The sequence below is a fragment of the Shewanella colwelliana ATCC 39565 genome (genome assembly GCF_000518705.1).
Classification (GTDB): Bacteria; Pseudomonadota; Gammaproteobacteria; order Enterobacterales; family Shewanellaceae; genus Shewanella; species Shewanella colwelliana.
Genome location: NZ_JAEC01000031.1, coordinates 15468 through 31662, shown reverse-complemented (window position 1 = coordinate 31662; position 16195 = coordinate 15468). Strand labels below are relative to the sequence as shown.

Genomic DNA, 16195 nt, shown 5'->3' with positions numbered 1-16195 from the left:
AAATCGGTAATTGTGGGGAGTTATAAGAGCAAAAACTAAAAAAGAACAACAGGAAGGACGTCAAAATGGAAGGTTTATTGTTAGGGTTAGGGCTTGTAGTGATTATTACCTACCTTTGGTATGTCAGTTTAATCAAAAAGCGTAACGCGGGGCGAGAGGCACTATCAGGCATCGACGTGCAATTAAAAAAGCGCGCTAACCTTGTGCCAAATATTCTCAAAATCGCACAGAAGTTTATGGACCATGAAAAGTCGCTACTCACTGAGATCACCGCGCTGCGCGCCCAAGTGACAGCAGGTTACGACAATGCAGACAGTCAAGCGATTAAGGAACATCTGGCAGTTGCGGAACAACTCAATAGCAAGATGGGACAGTTAATGGTGAGTGTAGAAAACTACCCTGAGCTGAAGTCTGACAATACTATGCTGCAAGCGATGCAGACCTACAACGAAGTCGAAGAACATATCTCTGCCGCTCGTCGTTTTTACAATTCAGCAGTGTCTGAGTTGAACACAGCGGTCGAAATCTTTCCAGGTTCGATTATTGCGTCAATGGCTAATGTTAAAGTGATGCCGTTTTATGAAGCGGATGAAGCATCAAAAGCCCCCGTCGATGCCGCCGATTATCTTAAGTAACATTTGATAGGTGAGTGCTGATGGTACTCACCTAAGTCGCCGTGTAGAGCCTCACCAATGAACATTATTAGTTTTATATTTGGCGCGCCGATTAAGCCCTCACGTCAGCCTAAGCGCCTTGTGGCCGATAGCGCTGAACTGGATAAGTTTAAGACGCATTACGCTGAACATATTGAACCGCTAACTCGCAAGTTTGAAAACCGTCGTGTTGCTTGCCTAAAAGCCCTTAGGCAGCGTATCTACATGAGTCTCGCTATGTTTGCCAGTGTCGTGGTTATCGCCATGCTGTATGCCGCGCGCCAATATGTTGAGATGCCTTGGATATTTTTAGCTGTACCGATTATCCCCTTGGTGTGGTGGTGCTCGCGACCCATTAAGCGTTATCGCAACGATGTTAAGGAGCAGGTGTTTCCTAAGATATTTCGTTATTTTGGCGATGACTTTATTTTTAGTCATACCCACACAATGAGCCTATCGACACTCAAACGTTCAAAATTACTCCCCAGCTACGATGATGCCCATTTCGACGACTATGTGCAGGGCAGTCATAATGGGGTTGAGATCGTCATTAATGAGCTGAAACTGACGAAAGAAGTTCGCCGTGATAAGCGTACCGAAACAGAAACCGTATTTCGTGGCGTAATGGTGCAGTTAAGCAGTCACAAGGCGTTTAAGGGTCACACTGTGGTCGTTAAAAGCCGCGGCGGTTTAATTAACTTCTTATCTAGCTCCTTTAAAAACCTAAGTCGAGTGAAGTTAGAAGATCCCCGCTTTGAGAAACAGTTTGATGTTTTTTCTACCGATCAGATTGAGGCGCGTTATCTACTCACCGTCGGATTTATGGAGCGGCTACAATCCTTAGCGAGTATGTTTGCAGGTAAAATTCAGTGCGCATTTTACGAGAACAAGCTATTGATTATGTTGGCTAGCCGCGAAAACCGTTTTGAGCTCGGCTCCATTTTTAATGGCGCGACCTTTGAATATGAGTTTAGCCAAATAAACCGCGAGATGAAGCAGCTATTTGCTATGATTGAAGTACTCAAACTCGATCAAGATATTGGATTGTAATGACCTTTTCGTCTATTGGTGCCGACATTAACTACCGAGTGCTGCCACTGTACTTGCTAATGCTATTGAGTGTTAGCCTTCATGCACAGCAGCCCACTCAAGGTAAGCCGCACTATAAAAAAAGTTATAGCGATAAGGCAACATTGACCAATAACGACGCCCCAGCTGACGCGCCAGTGAGCGACAATAAAATTAAGGTCTATCAATACACCCAAAGCAATGGCGTGGTGGTTTTTTCGGATCATGCTCCGGGCAAAGAGGAGTTTAGGGTATTACTTTATGACTGCTACGCCTGCAAACCTAACTCCGAGCTAGACTGGCAAAAGATGCCGCTGTTTAGCGCCGACTACGACGAGCTGATTAACCTCGCAGCTAAAACACACCAGCTCGACCCAGCACTAATCCGTGCGGTGATCCATGCCGAGTCGGCTTTTAATGTGTTTGCCTTATCGCGCAGTGGCGCTATGGGGCTGATGCAGCTAATGCCTGATACTGCCAAAGAGATGGGAGTGACGAACCCTTATCGGCCCGATCAAAATATCGATGGTGGGTCGCGTTATCTTGCCAAGATGCTAGCGCGATTTGACGGTGACATTGAGTTAGCCTGCGCGGCTTATAACGCAGGCCCAACAACCGTGAGTCAATATCAAGGTATACCGCCGTACCCAGAGACTCAGGCCTATGTGAAACGGGTTAAGATTTTACTGAAACGCTATCAAAAAGTGGGGTAGTCACGGATGAGACAAACCATTATTGAGTTAGAGCTTGCACTATTAACCCCAGAGGTTCGCACCAGCGTTTCGGCACTCCAACAGCTGATTCATGATGAGTTTTTAGAAATAGGGGCGACAGGGGTAAGTTTTGGTAAACCAGAGGTATTGCAGCGCTTACCTCAAGCAAGGCCACCAAGCTTTAACGTATTTGATATTCACTATCGATTACTCAGTGCCGATTTAGCACAGCTGACCTACCGCGCGAGCTTTAAACCCATTAATGAGCTAGAAAAACGTTACTCACTGCGCACTTCATTGTGGAAGCTTGAGGGAGAGCGTTGGCAGATGATCTATCACCAAGGCACTCCCTGCGAAGCATTTTTCTAGGTGCTTATTCGCCCACTTCCCATGTTACCTGCGTCGAACCGCCGCCCTGATTAAGCAGTGGTCCTAGGTAATCTAATGTCGATTGTGCTAGCTCGTCGAGCTGCCAGGGGGGGTTAATGACCCATAGGCCAGCCGCTGTCATGCCAAACTCATCACTGTCGGCTTTTATCGCCTGTTCAATGCGTAACTGACGACGAATACCGCTTTGCTTTAATAGTTCAAACATTGACTCAGTTTGCGCACGATTAACCACTGGATACCAGATCATATACACCCCAGTAGAGAAGCGCTTATGGGCCTGAATAACCGCCTTGGCAACCTCTTGGTAATCGGTTTTCATCTCATAGCTTGGGTCGACTAATATGACGCCACGACGCTCTAGTGGCGGCACTGAAGCAATAAGACCCTTTAAGCCGTCGCCTTTAATTACCTTAATCTTTTTATCGCTGCCCAGTTGTTCGTCCAGCAACAGATGATCAGCGCCATGCAGTTCGTGCAGCACCATACGGTCGTTCTCTCGCAGGTTCATATCGACAAAGGCGGGTGAGCCTGGGTATAACTCAAGCTCATCTGTGCTATTAAAATGCTTAACGTCTGCAATATACTGACTCAAGGCTTCAGGCAGATCAGTTTTGTCCCACAGCTTGGTGACGCCCTCTAAATATTCTCCCGTCTTCTGGGCAAATTCATCTGACAAGGCGTAACCGCCAGCACCAGCATGGGTGTCGATATACACCATCGGCTTATTTTTTTTGTGCATCAGTCTCAAGGTTTGCAGCAACATAGTGTGCTTAAGCACATCAGCATAGTTGCCAGCGTGATAGCCGTGGCGATAACTTAACATGGGGTGTCCAATGGTCGAGGGCAATTGCCTGAATACGGCGATTATAGGGGGTAAGTGCGACGAGGTAAAACCGCTGAGTGCAAAAGCCTCCACGTGACACCAATAAATCAGATGTTCAGCACCGACTGCTTTTGGCATAATGGCGTAGTGATTTTATTCAATTGTGGTCAAGGTATTTTGCAAACAGCTATCTTTTTTAATCGTCAGTACCCAACATTGGTTGAGGTGAGCGAACGTTGGGGCCTGAAGTGGGATCAAGACGCCCTTTTCGAACTGCGCTTTGAACAAAATATCCTGAGTTTATATAAACGTGATGAACCTAAACTGGCTGGTATTAATGTCGACTTTGTCGGTGGTGCCGTCGCCCATCGACGCAAGTTTGGTGGTGGCCGAGGCCAGTCAATTGCCAAAGCTGTTGGCCTTAAGCAAGCGGTTACGCCGACCGTTGTTGACGGTACCGCAGGTCTAGGACGCGATGCCTTTGTATTGGCGAGCCTAGGCTGCAAAGTGATCATGGTTGAGCGTCACCCTGTAGTCGCCGCACTATTAGAAGATGGTTTGCGCCGTGCCTATCTTGATGCCGAGATCGGTCAGTGGATGCAAGAGCGTATGAGTCTGTTTCATGGTTCAAGCCTTAATGCATTAGCCGATGCCGCCAACACCTCTGGCACTGAAATTGACGTGGTGTACCTAGATCCCATGTATCCCCACCGTGAAAAATCTGCACTAGTTAAAAAAGAGATGCGCGTATTCCAATCCTTGGTCGGTGCCGATCTTGACGCAGATGGGCTGCTCGCTCCCGCAATGGCCTTAGCCACCAAACGTGTGGTCGTTAAGCGTCCCGATTATGCCGAAGATTTAGATGGTGTTAAGCCCAGCACAGTTATTGCCACCAAGAAAAATCGCTTCGATGTCTATGTTAAAGCGGCAATGAAAAGTGGTTAGTGTCTAAGAAAATAGGGGCTTACCAGGTTTTATGTTGCTGAAAGCATACATTGACATAAGATAACCATAGTCTGACAAATTTAAAGCATAGTTTGACATAAAATGGTGTTTTGTATTTTAAGTACACAATTCAATTTCATATAAATCAATTGCTTGAATTTAAAGTTAAAGCATAGACTGACAAATTTGACAAAATATCGAGCGACTGTACACTAAGTGTACTGATGTCGCTCGAGTTTTGTCCATGTATATTCGGAATTTACGCAAGCCTTCGCCCAATAAAAACGTTTTTAAATTCGCGAGTGCAAAAGTGAGCGAAACGATAATGTGTGAGAGCACATTGGAGTTCGATGCATGTTTCCATCATGAATATAATGAGAATATCGAGACTTTTGGCAGTCAACCAGAAGGGTTTTATTACTGTTTTGAGGGTAAAAGATTACCTTATACACCGGACGCGATACTTCGCTATATTGATGGGACGACAAAGTTTCATGAATATAAACCTTACAGTAAGACATTCGATCCAGTTTTTAGAGCAAAGTTTGTAGCTAAAAAAGAGGCTGCTCGGCTACTTGGTACTGAGCTTATACTCGTTACAGACAAGCAAATCCGTGTAAATCCAATCTTAAATAACCTCAAATTACTACACCGATACTCTGGTATTTATGGCGTGACCGATATTCAACGTGAGTTGCTCCAGTTGATTCGAAAGTCAGGTAAAGTTCAACTTCATGATATTGCGAGTGAATATAAACTTCCGATCGCTGAAACCCGTTCTTTTCTTTATTCGTTAATGAATAAAGGCTTGGTAAAAGCTGATTTGAATCAAGACGACCTTACTGGCAATCCATCTATTTGGTGTAATACATGATGGACTTTGAAGATGAGTTCACAGAGTCTACATCTGCCAAAAAGCCAGATACCCCAGCTCAATACGTTAAGTTAGATGATACAGAGTTAGTTAAGCGAGATCTTGATACTTTCCCTGACTTCCTTAAAGAAAAAGCGCTCGATAAATACAAACTAATTAGTTTTATTGAGCAGGAAAACTCAGGAGGCTGGACGCAAAAAAAGCTAGACCCAATTCTTGATAAGCTGTTTGAAGGCAATACAGAAAAACGACCTAATTGGCGTACAGTGGTTCGTTGGCGTAAGAGTTATATTGATAGTAATGGAGATTTAGCCTCTTTGGTTGTTAAGCGCCATAAAATGGGCAACCGAAAGAAGCGAGTTGAAGGTGATGAGGTGTTTTTTGAGCGAGCGTTATCTCGCTTTTTAGATGCCAAAAGACCTAAAGTGACGACCGCTTACCAGTACTATAAAGACGCCATTACCATTGAGAATGAATCAATTGTTGATGGGAAGATCCCTATAATTTCCTATACAGCTTTCAATCAGAGAATTAAGTCACTGCCACCTTATCCTATTGCTGTCGCTAGGCATGGTAAGTTCAAAGCTGATCAGTGGTTTGCATATTGTTCTTCTCATATACCGCCAACTCGAATTTTAGAACGTGTTGAAATAGATCATACTCCACTTGATTTAATCCTACTCGATGATGAACTACTTCTCCCTTTGGGAAGGCCTTACCTTACTTTACTCGTTGATGTTTTTAGCAATTGCGTTTTAGGCTTCCATTTGAGTTACAAAGCTCCCTCTTATGTTTCTGCGGCTAAAGCTATTGTGCATGCGATAAAGCCTAAAACTCTTAACGATGTTGGAATAGAGCTTCAGAATGATTGGCCTTGTTATGGAAAATTTGAAACCTTGGTTGTTGATAATGGAGCTGAATTTTGGTCAAAGAGTTTAGACCATGCTTGTAAAGAAGCAGGTATAAATATTCAATATAACCCAGTTCGTAAGCCATGGTTGAAGCCGTTTGTTGAGCGTTTCTTTGGCATGATTAACCAATACTTTTTAACCGAGATCCCAGGAAAAACGTTTTCAAATATTCTAGAGAAAGAGGACTACAAACCTGAAAAAGACGCCATTATGCGCTTCTCAGTATTTGTCGAAGAGTTTCATCGTTGGGTTGTCGATATTTATCACCAAGATTCAGACTCTCGTGACACACGTATTCCAATAAAGCAGTGGCAGCATGGTTTTGATATATACCCACCGTTGCAGATGACAGTGGAAGAAGAAAAACGTTTTAATGTGCTGATGGGGATTACTGATGAAAGAACATTAACTCGAAATGGCTTTAAATTTGAAGAGTTGATGTATGACTCAACTGCATTAGCGGATTATCGTAAGCACTACCCGCAAACCAAAGACACAATAAAAAAACTCATAAAGATAGACCCTGATGATCTGTCCAGTATCCATGTTTATCTAGAAGAGTTGGGTGGGTACCTAAAAGTGCCTTGTACAGATACTACTGGTTATGTCAGTGGCTTGAGTCTTCACGAACATAAAGTCATAAAGAAAATTAATCGTGAAACAATACGCGAGAGTAAGGATAACCTTGGTTTAGCTAAAGCTCGAATGGCAATTCATGCTCGAGTACAGCAAGAGCAAGAACTCTTTAATAAATCTAAAACTAAAGCCAAACTTCCTGAACTTAAGAAAAAAGCTCAACTAGCTGATATTAGCTCAACAGGTAAATCCACAATAGCCCTCTCCAAAAGTGAACCGCAGAAGTCAATTAGCTGCAATCAAGTAGAGGCAGAGATGGAAGATGATGATTGGGATATGGACTTGGAAGGATATTGATGACTAAATTGACGCCTCAACAGGACGCAGCGCTTAAAGAGTTTGGCCTTTGTTTTATTGAACTCCCCATTGTGACTGAAGTGTTTAACGACTTTGATGATCTAAGATTCAATAGAGGTTACCAATCAGATCCTCAATGTATGATGCTTACAGGTGAAACAGGATCAGGTAAAACATCTTTGATTCAAGAATATAGGCGAAGGGTTAACGCTAATAGTGGCCTTAGGCATTCAGATGTACCAGTGCTCATCACAAAGGTTTCGAGCAATAAGGGACTAGAAAAAACTTTAATAAAAATATTGTCAGATTTAGAGAAGTTTGCATGTCACCAAAAGAAACGTGATACGAAAGTCGATTTGACCAAAAAAGTGGTTCAAAATTTAACAGCGGCTAAAGTAGAGTTACTTATCATTAATGAATTTCATGACTTGGTTAAGTTTAAAAGTTATCAAGAGCGCCAGATAATCACGAGTGCACTAAAATTTATTAGTGAAGAAGCAAATATACCAATTGTATTAGTAGGGATGCCTTGGATGAAAGATATAATCAATGACTCTGAATGGGTTTCAAGGCTTCGGCGCAGGAAGCACTTGGACTATTTTAGTTATACCGTTAAAGAAGAGTGTGAGCATTTTAGGGAGCTTCTAGTTGGCTTTTCGAAAAGAATGTCATTTGACAAGCGTCCAGTTTTGCACAGTAAAGAATTAACCCGAGCACTCTTTGCTGTTTGTCGAGGGGAGTTCAGGCAACTAAAGTACTTTCTGTATGAAGCTTGTAAAATTGCGCTACAGAATAACGCTCATACTCTAAATGAACAAATACTTGCTAAAACTTTTGATAAACTAGGCTGTGACCACTTAAGTTCAAACCCATTTACTATAGAATTTAAGGACGTTCCTATTCCAGTGCTATCGAGCCCTTCAAGATATAACCCAAATGCTCTAGAAGAGAAAGATGAAATTATTGATAGGGTGTTTGAATACACCTATTGATGTAAATGAGTGTCAAACATCCTTACTATTTGCTCTTTGTATCCGCCTAACAAGGCTAAATTGTAGTGATTTTCTTGCTCAATATCAGATAAGTGTGGCTGTATGCTAGGTTTGGTTGATAGCGTTAAATCTGATATTTGCAAGCTAGCTATTTCGTTATTATCCTGCCCGCTAGAGCTTAATTTACTTGGGAATGCCAAATTTATTGGTAGCCGTGCTTTTTGACTAGTAATCACGGGCATTTCAGGAACATCTTGACCAATACGATAAGCAAATTCAGTAAGCTTAGTTTCAGCCAAGGTGAATAGCCAAGCCTGTTGAACTTCATCAGCAGTGACTCGTAGTATTCTTCCTAATACTTGTCGATAATGCATTTCAGTTTTAATACTGCTCAGATGACAGCAAACCTGTAGCCTCGGAATATCAGTGCCCTCAGAGATCATACCAACACTCACTATCCATTGAATATCGCTCTCTCTAAAAGATTTAATCGTCTGTGAAGGATGTTTCAACTTAGAGGTGACGATACAGGCTGTTTGCTTAAAGTCGGTCACTAGCATTTGATAAAGTTGTTTAGCGTGCTTAATAGATGAAGCAACGATAAGTCCGCCTGCTAGGGGAGTGCTTTTACGAATATCTCCTAGCTTACTAACGCCTTGTTTAAGCATATAGTGCGTGATTTGTTGATTATTTAATAATGAACGGTAGCTGTAACTAGAGCCTTCTAAAAGAGCTGCTATCGAGGTAAATGTCTCTGAATCTTCATTAATATCTAATTTAATTTCTTCATTATCGATGAGTGTAATATGTGGTTGTCTGCATACGCCGTCGGCAATAGCCTGCCTTAAACCATAAATATAATCACAATGAACTGTATTATCAGGCTCAGTAAACCGTGATAGGACAATTGGTGCAGAATCTGAACGCCAAGGGGTGCCAGAAAGGGCTAATGTATACTTGGCCTTATTTTGGATATTAACAAGAACTTCTTCACCCCACGCATTAGCATCATTAATTTCAGCTCCTTTTAAATGATGTACCTCATCCATAATAACCAAAACATTATGGCTATTTAGAAGCTGCCAGAATTCAGCTGTTAAAGAGGGCATCGATTGGTAGGTATAAACACTACCAATTGCTCCTATTAAACCGTCAAAACGTTTTTTTAATCGACGAGAAAACGTAGAACGGATGCTTTCATTGACCTCTGATGATGGTGAAAAGCACAAAACAAAATCAATAGTTCCCATCTCGATGAGTCTTGCTGATAGCTCTGCAGCCATGACAGTTTTACCTGCTCCAGGTGTCGCGAGGCACATAAAGTGGCTTTGTGACTGATAGAGGCTAAGCGCTTTATTTACGCAGGCTTGCTGCCATGACCTTAGTTGCATCTCATAACTCCTCAAGTGCATTTATACAGGCTTCTATAGCCTTAATTTTGCCAACGATTGATGAACTTAAGTTACGTGCCTCCATATAGCGGGAATATAGGGTTGTTTTAGTTTCAGGATACTCAGTAAATAACCGTTTAAACTCCTCCGCTTCACCAATGTGTTCAAGCAGATCAATTTGATATTGATTAAGTGTGGCTTTGAGTTTTTGTAATTGAGCTGTACCGTGGTTCACCACATTCGGTTGTTGTGTCTGACGACTTGGTTTACTTGGGTGTAGGCGACTCTCATCAAAAGTTAATGTCTTAGAAAATAATATCTTTTTGCCATCAGTACGCTTTTCTAGGAACCCAATTTGGCATAATTTGCCGAGTGTTCTATGCACTAGTTGGTTGGCATCTTTATTTTTTGTGGCAGGAACTTGCTCTATGAATAACTTTTTTAACTCAATAGCAGTAAATTGAGACAGCGTTTTACTTTTTAAGATACTAATAAGTATTTTGTTTATACGGATTTTTGATTCGTTCACGGTATTTACCAATTATTAATAATTTCAACATCTAATGAGCCAATCCGTGACGTTTTTCTTATTGTTTTCCTCTACCTCATCGCCCTCTTATCGATTCAATTTTTTCTGATTAGGCTAAAACTTGACAATGCCACCTAAAAAGCTAAGGATTCCTTAGTATACCTTAAGTGAAAAAACTAAGACAATCTAAGTTATCTAGGATCAGACAAAAATGAACTCGTGTCAGACAAACGAATTAGCCCGCTACCTCTTAGGCTCAAGCAGGCAAGAAAAGCGATGGGTATCAGCCAAAAGCAACTGGGCATTCAGTTAGGAATGGAACCGGGAACGGCGAGCGCACGCATGAATCATTATGAGAAAGGCAAGCACACCCCAGATTACGCAACGCTAAAAGCGATGGCAGATGAACTAGGTGTGCCCGTTGCTTACTTTTTCTGTGAGTCAGAAAAGAGTGCCCAACTACTATGTCTTTTAGATCAAATGACTGATGCAGAAAAAGATATTTTGATAGAGCAGTTGACTAAATTGAATACTACAGATAAATAGATTTTGGGCAGAAATGAGCTAGCTAAACCTTTCTAACTAACACGTTTGATATTAGTAAATTCATCTCCAAACTCTGGTGATTCAAAAGCAGCTCTATATCGCCCTAACTAAACACTGATGATTCTCACTTTCTAAACATATTCTTGGTACCATCGTTCCATTGTCGAAGTCATATACAATCACCTTAGGGTGGTGCAGATCATATGCCTGTCCAATAAATACCGATGCAGCATTTGATGTACAAGGAAATAAGTGAATAACTTGTGCCCCATACTTTGACTTGAGGTCATGAAACAGTGATTGAAGAAAAGCAGAGAAAGCTCTTCCGTCATCTGGGTGTGGTATCGCACCATTCCCCATATTAGTTTTCCTTGCTCGGATCGTAATAGTTTGCGCCTCAACCCTATCGCCGACTGATTTTGAAGCCTCGACTAAACTTTCAGGTTCTGCAGTTAAGGCAATATTTATCACAAAATCACTACCACTTTGTAAATTGTTATTACCTTCTATCTCATAAAAATCGCCAACTGGTTCTGTTTGTGGCCAAGACCAGCTTCCGCTTTCTCTGAATCGGAGCATAGGGGTGACAGCATTTTTGTTACCCAACCTAGCTCCTAAACCTATAAGCGCTGAGGATGGCCCGAACCCGAATAGTGCAGCGCTGTATCCAAACTGCTTAGTTTGTTGAATTATTTTTTCAGCAGCATTCTGGATAACAGTTGGCATTAAACTCCAAAGTATGTCCGGTGATCCAACTAATAACTCTTCATTGTTACTTAAAACATTGAGCTGTTCATGCATCCTTCTTTTGATTCTTGAAAGACTGTTAGCTACCTGCAGATAAGATGGAGGTGAGACCGTCTGAGAATTTACAGGCCATAAAACTGCATACACAGGAATCGGTTCGAACTTTAGCCCGTCCAATAAACTATTAGCAACAATACTAAATTCCTTTCTCATAGCGGACAATGCAGGAGCGGTGTAATCACTAGCGGCCACTTTATCTATGAGCCGATGGTGTTTATCACACAATAACAGAACGTTATTCGGATTATTGGAGAGCTTTTTCGATAACTCAACGATTCCCCTTGCGCTTTGTTCCGATGAAGCGACGTTATGAGCTAAGTACGCATAATTTCCTGAAGTACCTGACACTTCATCGTAATCAAGCTTTTCGCCACACCCAGTGAACATACAGCGTCCGAAGCTTTCCCTCCAAACGGTTTCCTTGGTATCCTTCGTGAAGTCAGGGCCTCGACCTTTTTCTTTTCTATCATCATCAAAACGGATGAACAAAGGTTCTATTTCATCGTGGGTAAGTTCTGCACTTTGCTCCTTTGCTTTGTCCCACATGCCTGCAATTGATTCCAAGTGCAGAAGATCATCACTAGAAATTGAATAGCCTTGAATGCATCTATAACAAACTGGCTCATTTTCTACAGTCAAGCCTTTTAAACAGCTTGCAACAATACTTGGCGCAAGAGATAGGCGTACAGTTCCAACTAATTCATCATTTAAAATCAGCAATATGATGATATTCCGAACACCCTCATCTGTTAAAATCCCCACATGGTTCCAACTGACCAATTTTCTTAAATTATCGATATATTGTTCAAATGTTTCCACTGATTCAATTGGTGAATTTGCTGCTTGATTACAGAACTGGTCTGCTTTGTTAGCCATCAATTTTCCTCGTTACCATTTCTAATTTATTATTAATTCTTATGTAAATATTGACCTGTTTATTTCCAATAATCACGAACAAGAGTTGCCTGTCAGGGTTGCGTAATGAACATTGATCCCAGTCATTTAAATCTATAATTGAAGGTATTGGTATACCTTGTGGATGAGTGTGCCACGTACCGATATAGCCCGACTCACCATTAGACTCTTCAAATGCAGTGTCTATTTGTTTTTGATGAAATGGATCTTTCATCGTAAACCTTGCTCGTTGGCTAATATCCATTTTCTGAGGTGTTGTACACTTGTTTATCCAGATTTTGCTTTCATCTTCAATCCGCGAGCCTATTAGTACCCCAAACTGTTCCGTATCCTCGGATTCCATTTGGCGATGCCTCAGCCAGCAGTCATAAACTTGCTTGCTTACTGTTAATTCTATGGTTGAACCGACAAACCGCACTTCATCAGTTACAGACATCACAATCCTCATGAAACAACGGTTGAATTTTCAATGAATTAGTAAACTGATAGTACCTATTTGTCAGCGTTATTCCATGCTTTTGGGCATCCTGTTCGCAGCCTTTCCAGCTAACCTTAGAACTTGTTTCAATTTTCCCCTCGAGGAATTTGATAGCTAGATCGCTTGCTATTAGAGCTGTTTGTGCAGAACACATTGCACCATAAGAAATAAATTGTTCACCGCAACCAGACATATTAATAGTTACGTTTTGATTAGGCTCTATAAAATTAAGATTTGATCCTAACCCTCTAGCCAAAGTATCTGGACAAACATATGCACAAAGCAAGCATCCCCTACGTTCTTGAATATCAAGTACCGCATGCCCACCAACACCAAAACCTTCAAGCCAAGTATTAATTACTGGAACTCTAATATCCTTCTCTAATAAGTACTCTTTAAAGAGCCTCTCGTGTGTAGGACTACCTATAGCAATGACGATCAAGTCATAAGTGTTTAGTAATTTTGAGTTTCTGAGATCTAGTAGTTTACTCAACGATGAGTTGGCTTTAGACCATAAAAATTGGCGTTTAAGGCTAAAGCTTAGCCCACCGGACTTTCCGTAATTCAAGAATTCTTCGGGTAATACGTGTCTATACAGGTTTTCAATGTTGTATCTATCAGGGTCATATATAGTTAAATTTTGAACTCCAGCAGCCGACAGTTTATGCGCTATTTCACTTCCTACAGAACCAGCTCCAACTAACGCTACCTTAGTCTCTGCCAAGTCTAAGTTTGCCCCTCCCCTAGGTAAAATAGCTTCTTTGTTAAAAAGCCTTATAGGTACAGCTTTAACATTCCAATTTTCTAATTGTCGTTCAGTTAATGGTAGAGAGTGCTTTTTACCTTTTTTACTTTTAAACGATAAGCAAAACCAAACCTTCCCAGATGGGACCTGAGCATTAAAGAAGAGCCAATACTTATAGGTTTTCCATTGACCATAGTTATCATTTAGCTTTTTTAAAATGTCTGGTTTTTGTTTCGAAAGAATATCTAAGTACCAATTTTCCAATTGGCCTTTGTTTAATGGTGCAGGCTCGATTTCAGTTAAAGGTAACACTACCGCCTTACCAGCAAGGCTTCTATCGGAATTATCTTGCCAGTATATTTTAGCTGCTGCAGCGAGCTCAGTATCCTTTGATTGAGCTAAGTAGTAGGATCTAACACCAAACTTACGCCCTTTAACGGGCCTGAAGACATCTATTTCCTCTACTGCACCGTTATCGTTAGTTAAAAGCACGGGCCTGTCGTCAAAATCACAAACGTTTAGCCAACAAGACTTAAACTCTCGCAACAGCTCTTGCCTATTCCATATTGGATCAGTTATCGCTTTCTCTAAAATATCTATATGGCGATTAAGCGACTCTTCAATCGCCAATAACGGCATATTAAAGTTAACTGAAACAGAGTCTCTGTCATTGACACATATACTACCAAAATCATGGCCATACTCTTGATAATTAAGAACATGTGCTAAGTGACCAATCTCACTTGGCTTTGCAAGTAAAAATACAGGCAAACCAGCTATCTCGGACGATGGAAAGTGTATCAACTCTATGAGCTTTTCTGCGATTTCTACGTCTACAGAAATAGCCTTGATACCTTTAAAGTCGAGTTCTTGGCAAGCAAACCCTTTGCTTTTTAAATATTCGATGATCTCAATATTGTCAGCCATTAAGCCCCCTGAGAAGTACCAGAAGCTCCAGCTGTTGAATATGCAGCTTTCTTTGCTGTTGAAGAGCTACTAGGCACTTCAAAATCATCGCCAAAAACTTCGTTCAGTATCTTGCATTGCTTAACTAAGTCTGTTTCTTCAATAACCTGATCTAGTTTACTTTTCAGTACTGTAAGTTTGTTGTAAAACTGAGTCCCCGTGTTAAGGCTACTTCCATCAAAAATATCTCTCCATGGTGACTTAGGTAAAGTTACTCGAACCCTATATTGCTCATTACCTTGAAAGCTAAAATAACTGGCATGAAGCATGTCATTTACGGTATCTCGAAGCGCGACTAAATCATTAGCTTTTTCGCTGTCATCTAAGCTTGAACGGAATTGCTGTTTAGACATTACTGTTAAAGCAATTGAGAACACTTTTTTAGCAACAGCAGTAGAGAACTTATTGTCTCTCCACCGTTTTAAGTACCTAACTATGCGCTTATATTGCTCCAACTTCTTATTCGCAGACCCAATATATAAGGATGAGTCATTTATCCAATCCCTTAGTCCCTTCGGATCAGAGGCTGACCACTCCCTATTATCATCACTAGAGTTCTTTTTCCCTACAGCTAGTTCATAGTCACCATTTTGTTCTCGATAGATTGGGATATCAATGTGAAGATTTTTACTTGTATAATCAGCAGTAACGCATGGCTTCTTAATCTTGGCATTTTTGAAACCTCGATCTTCCAGCACCTTCAAAACGATTTTTTTTACTTTAACTGGGTCATCAGGTGATCCATTAAACGCTATTACGATGGCTCTATCGATATCGAAGTCCTCTCCCGGGTTCTTAATCCCTGTAGATGTTGACATCGACCCTTGAAGAAAATTATCTACTACAGGGTAACCTTCTTCCTTCAATGCTTTTTTTACAGCCTTTAAAATGCTGTCATCCTTCTCGCGAGCGTCTTTGTACTCGCTGTCTTCACGGCTCAACTTAATTTTGTCGTGAAACTTAATAAATTTTGCTTGGATACTCATTTGGCTCCTTAACTACTTATATATCTAGAAATTGATGTCGGCTTTACTCGTAACATTAGGTTCGACTACTATATGTAGTGCCTATTCTTAGTTGAAGATACAATATAGTGTGCTTACAAGGAGGTTTCAAGTCACTAAAACTTCAATGTCTGTGGATAACTATTGAATAAGAAATTATGTGTTAGTGATTACTAACTGTACAAAACAACATCCTCAAGTGGTTTCAGGTTAAAAAGATTTGAACGTGTTGGTTGATTATCAGACAAAAAGTATTTACTTTTATTTTTTCATGAAGTTAGCCGATAAATGTTGACAGTAACGTTTGAGAACTAGTGTGTTATTTGTGAACAGCTATCGCTCTCTTTACAGCCAAAAGCAAGCACTGTTTCCACAACTTTATTGGTTTTCCAGACATGAGAAAATGTAAGTTGAATAACTAGTTGATTAAGCAGGTTACCGAAAAGTTGAAACAAGAAATGGGGTAAAAACGGGATCAGTATTAGTTATGAAAATACCAAAACTACTTACTA

16 protein-coding genes are annotated in these 16195 nt (G+C 41.0%); 9 read left to right on the top strand and 7 right to left on the bottom strand.

The genetic code is table 11. The features are described 5' to 3' along the window. The first annotated feature begins 65 nt into the window (after positions 1-65). From L876_RS0113320 to L876_RS0113305, 4 genes are read left to right on the top strand one after another with little or no spacing between them, the layout of a single operon-like run. Positions 66-635, top strand: coding sequence for a LemA family protein (locus L876_RS0113320; RefSeq protein WP_028764263.1), 570 nt, complete (start codon positions 66-68; stop codon positions 633-635). Positions 636-692: 57 nt separating this feature from the next. Continuing rightward, complete coding sequence (locus tag L876_RS0113315) at positions 693-1703, top strand: DUF3137 domain-containing protein (RefSeq protein ID WP_028764262.1); 1011 nt, start codon at positions 693-695, stop codon at positions 1701-1703. Continuing rightward, positions 1703-2434: a lytic transglycosylase domain-containing protein gene (locus tag L876_RS0113310; RefSeq protein ID WP_051413127.1), complete on the top strand. Its 732-nt coding sequence runs from the start codon at positions 1703-1705 to the stop codon at positions 2432-2434. Before L876_RS0113315 ends, L876_RS0113310 begins: the two co-directional genes overlap by 1 nt. A gap of 6 nt (positions 2435-2440) precedes the next feature. Then, positions 2441-2803, top strand: a complete 363-nt coding sequence (locus L876_RS0113305; protein WP_028764260.1) for a nuclear transport factor 2 family protein — start codon at positions 2441-2443, stop codon at positions 2801-2803. 4 nt (positions 2804-2807) lie between these two features. On the opposite strand, the gene L876_RS0113300 is transcribed toward L876_RS0113305, so the two are convergent. Beyond that, positions 2808-3647, bottom strand: coding sequence for a 23S rRNA (adenine(2030)-N(6))-methyltransferase RlmJ (locus tag L876_RS0113300; RefSeq protein WP_028764259.1), 840 nt, complete (start codon positions 3645-3647; stop codon positions 2808-2810). A 111-nt stretch (positions 3648-3758) separates the two neighbouring features. On the opposite strand from L876_RS0113300, the gene L876_RS0113295 reads away from it, so the two are divergent. From L876_RS0113295 to L876_RS0113280, 4 genes are all read left to right on the top strand, one after another. After that, on the top strand, positions 3759-4592 hold the full coding sequence (locus tag L876_RS0113295) for a class I SAM-dependent methyltransferase (RefSeq protein ID WP_081730707.1): 834 nt from the start codon (positions 3759-3761) through the stop codon (positions 4590-4592). 340 nt (positions 4593-4932) lie between these two features. Then, complete coding sequence (locus L876_RS0113290; protein WP_248674607.1) at positions 4933-5466, top strand: TnsA endonuclease N-terminal domain-containing protein; 534 nt, start codon at positions 4933-4935, stop codon at positions 5464-5466. Beyond that, entirely contained in the window at positions 5463-7310 is a 1848-nt protein-coding gene (locus tag L876_RS0113285; RefSeq protein ID WP_028764256.1) for a Mu transposase C-terminal domain-containing protein, read from the top strand. Before L876_RS0113290 ends, L876_RS0113285 begins: the two co-directional genes overlap by 4 nt. Then, a complete protein-coding gene (locus L876_RS0113280) occupies positions 7310-8302 on the top strand; it encodes a TniB family NTP-binding protein (protein ID WP_028764255.1) in 993 nt (330 codons plus the stop codon). Before L876_RS0113285 ends, L876_RS0113280 begins: the two co-directional genes overlap by 1 nt. On the opposite strand, the gene L876_RS0113275 is transcribed toward L876_RS0113280, so the two are convergent. Beyond that, a complete protein-coding gene (locus tag L876_RS0113275; RefSeq protein WP_028764254.1) occupies positions 8296-9693 on the bottom strand; it encodes a DEAD/DEAH box helicase in 1398 nt (465 codons plus the stop codon). The two genes, L876_RS0113280 and L876_RS0113275, sit on opposite strands and share 7 nt — an antisense overlap. A gap of 1 nt (position 9694) precedes the next feature. Next, on the bottom strand, positions 9695-10222 hold the full coding sequence (locus tag L876_RS0113270; protein WP_051413126.1) for a hypothetical protein: 528 nt from the start codon (positions 10220-10222) through the stop codon (positions 9695-9697). Positions 10223-10441: 219 nt separating this feature from the next. Between L876_RS0113270 and L876_RS0113265 the strand changes: the two genes are divergently transcribed. Continuing rightward, a complete protein-coding gene (locus L876_RS0113265) occupies positions 10442-10768 on the top strand; it encodes a helix-turn-helix domain-containing protein (protein ID WP_028764252.1) in 327 nt (108 codons plus the stop codon). A 93-nt stretch (positions 10769-10861) separates the two neighbouring features. Here L876_RS0113265 and L876_RS0113260 read toward each other — a convergent pair whose 3' ends face one another. The 4 genes from L876_RS0113260 to L876_RS0113245 are packed head-to-tail and all read right to left on the bottom strand — an operon-like array spanning position 10862 to position 15665. Further along, positions 10862-12451 carry an SAVED domain-containing protein gene (locus tag L876_RS0113260; RefSeq protein ID WP_028764251.1) on the bottom strand — a complete coding sequence of 530 codons (1590 nt, stop codon included), beginning with the start codon at positions 12449-12451 and terminating at the stop codon, positions 10862-10864. After that, the gene (locus L876_RS0113255; protein ID WP_051413124.1) at positions 12444-12926 is read right to left on the bottom strand and encodes a Mov34/MPN/PAD-1 family protein; all 483 of its coding nucleotides are present in this window, start codon (positions 12924-12926) and stop codon (positions 12444-12446) included. Before L876_RS0113255 ends, L876_RS0113260 begins: the two co-directional genes overlap by 8 nt. Next, positions 12913-14640, bottom strand: coding sequence for a ThiF family adenylyltransferase (locus L876_RS0113250; protein WP_028764249.1), 1728 nt, complete (start codon positions 14638-14640; stop codon positions 12913-12915). The genes L876_RS0113255 and L876_RS0113250 overlap by 14 nt, the downstream gene beginning before the upstream one ends. Next, the gene (locus L876_RS0113245; protein ID WP_028764248.1) at positions 14640-15665 is read right to left on the bottom strand and encodes a nucleotidyltransferase domain-containing protein; all 1026 of its coding nucleotides are present in this window, start codon (positions 15663-15665) and stop codon (positions 14640-14642) included. The genes L876_RS0113250 and L876_RS0113245 overlap by 1 nt, the downstream gene beginning before the upstream one ends. Between the last annotated feature and the right edge of the window lie 530 nt (positions 15666-16195).

Bases quoted from the DNA above. Each gene is read 5' to 3' on its own strand.
- L876_RS0113320 (WP_028764263.1), top strand. From the start codon at position 66: ATGGAAGGTTTATTGTTAGGGTTAGGGCTTGTAGTGATTATTACCTAC.
- L876_RS0113315 (WP_028764262.1), top strand. From the start codon at position 693: ATGAACATTATTAGTTTTATATTTGGCGCGCCGATTAAGCCCTCACGT.
- L876_RS0113310 (WP_051413127.1), top strand. From the start codon at position 1,703: ATGACCTTTTCGTCTATTGGTGCCGACATTAACTACCGAGTGCTGCCA.
- L876_RS0113305 (WP_028764260.1), top strand. From the start codon at position 2,441: ATGAGACAAACCATTATTGAGTTAGAGCTTGCACTATTAACCCCAGAG.
- L876_RS0113300 (WP_028764259.1), bottom strand. From the start codon at position 3,647: ATGTTAAGTTATCGCCACGGCTATCACGCTGGCAACTATGCTGATGTG.
- L876_RS0113295 (WP_081730707.1), top strand. From the start codon at position 3,759: ATGTTCAGCACCGACTGCTTTTGGCATAATGGCGTAGTGATTTTATTC.
- L876_RS0113285 (WP_028764256.1), top strand. From the start codon at position 5,463: ATGATGGACTTTGAAGATGAGTTCACAGAGTCTACATCTGCCAAAAAG.
- L876_RS0113280 (WP_028764255.1), top strand. From the start codon at position 7,310: ATGACTAAATTGACGCCTCAACAGGACGCAGCGCTTAAAGAGTTTGGC.
- L876_RS0113275 (WP_028764254.1), bottom strand. From the start codon at position 9,693: ATGCAACTAAGGTCATGGCAGCAAGCCTGCGTAAATAAAGCGCTTAGC.
- L876_RS0113260 (WP_028764251.1), bottom strand. From the start codon at position 12,451: ATGGCTAACAAAGCAGACCAGTTCTGTAATCAAGCAGCAAATTCACCA.
- L876_RS0113255 (WP_051413124.1), bottom strand. From the start codon at position 12,926: ATGTCTGTAACTGATGAAGTGCGGTTTGTCGGTTCAACCATAGAATTA.
- L876_RS0113250 (WP_028764249.1), bottom strand. From the start codon at position 14,640: ATGGCTGACAATATTGAGATCATCGAATATTTAAAAAGCAAAGGGTTT.
- L876_RS0113245 (WP_028764248.1), bottom strand. From the start codon at position 15,665: ATGAGTATCCAAGCAAAATTTATTAAGTTTCACGACAAAATTAAGTTG.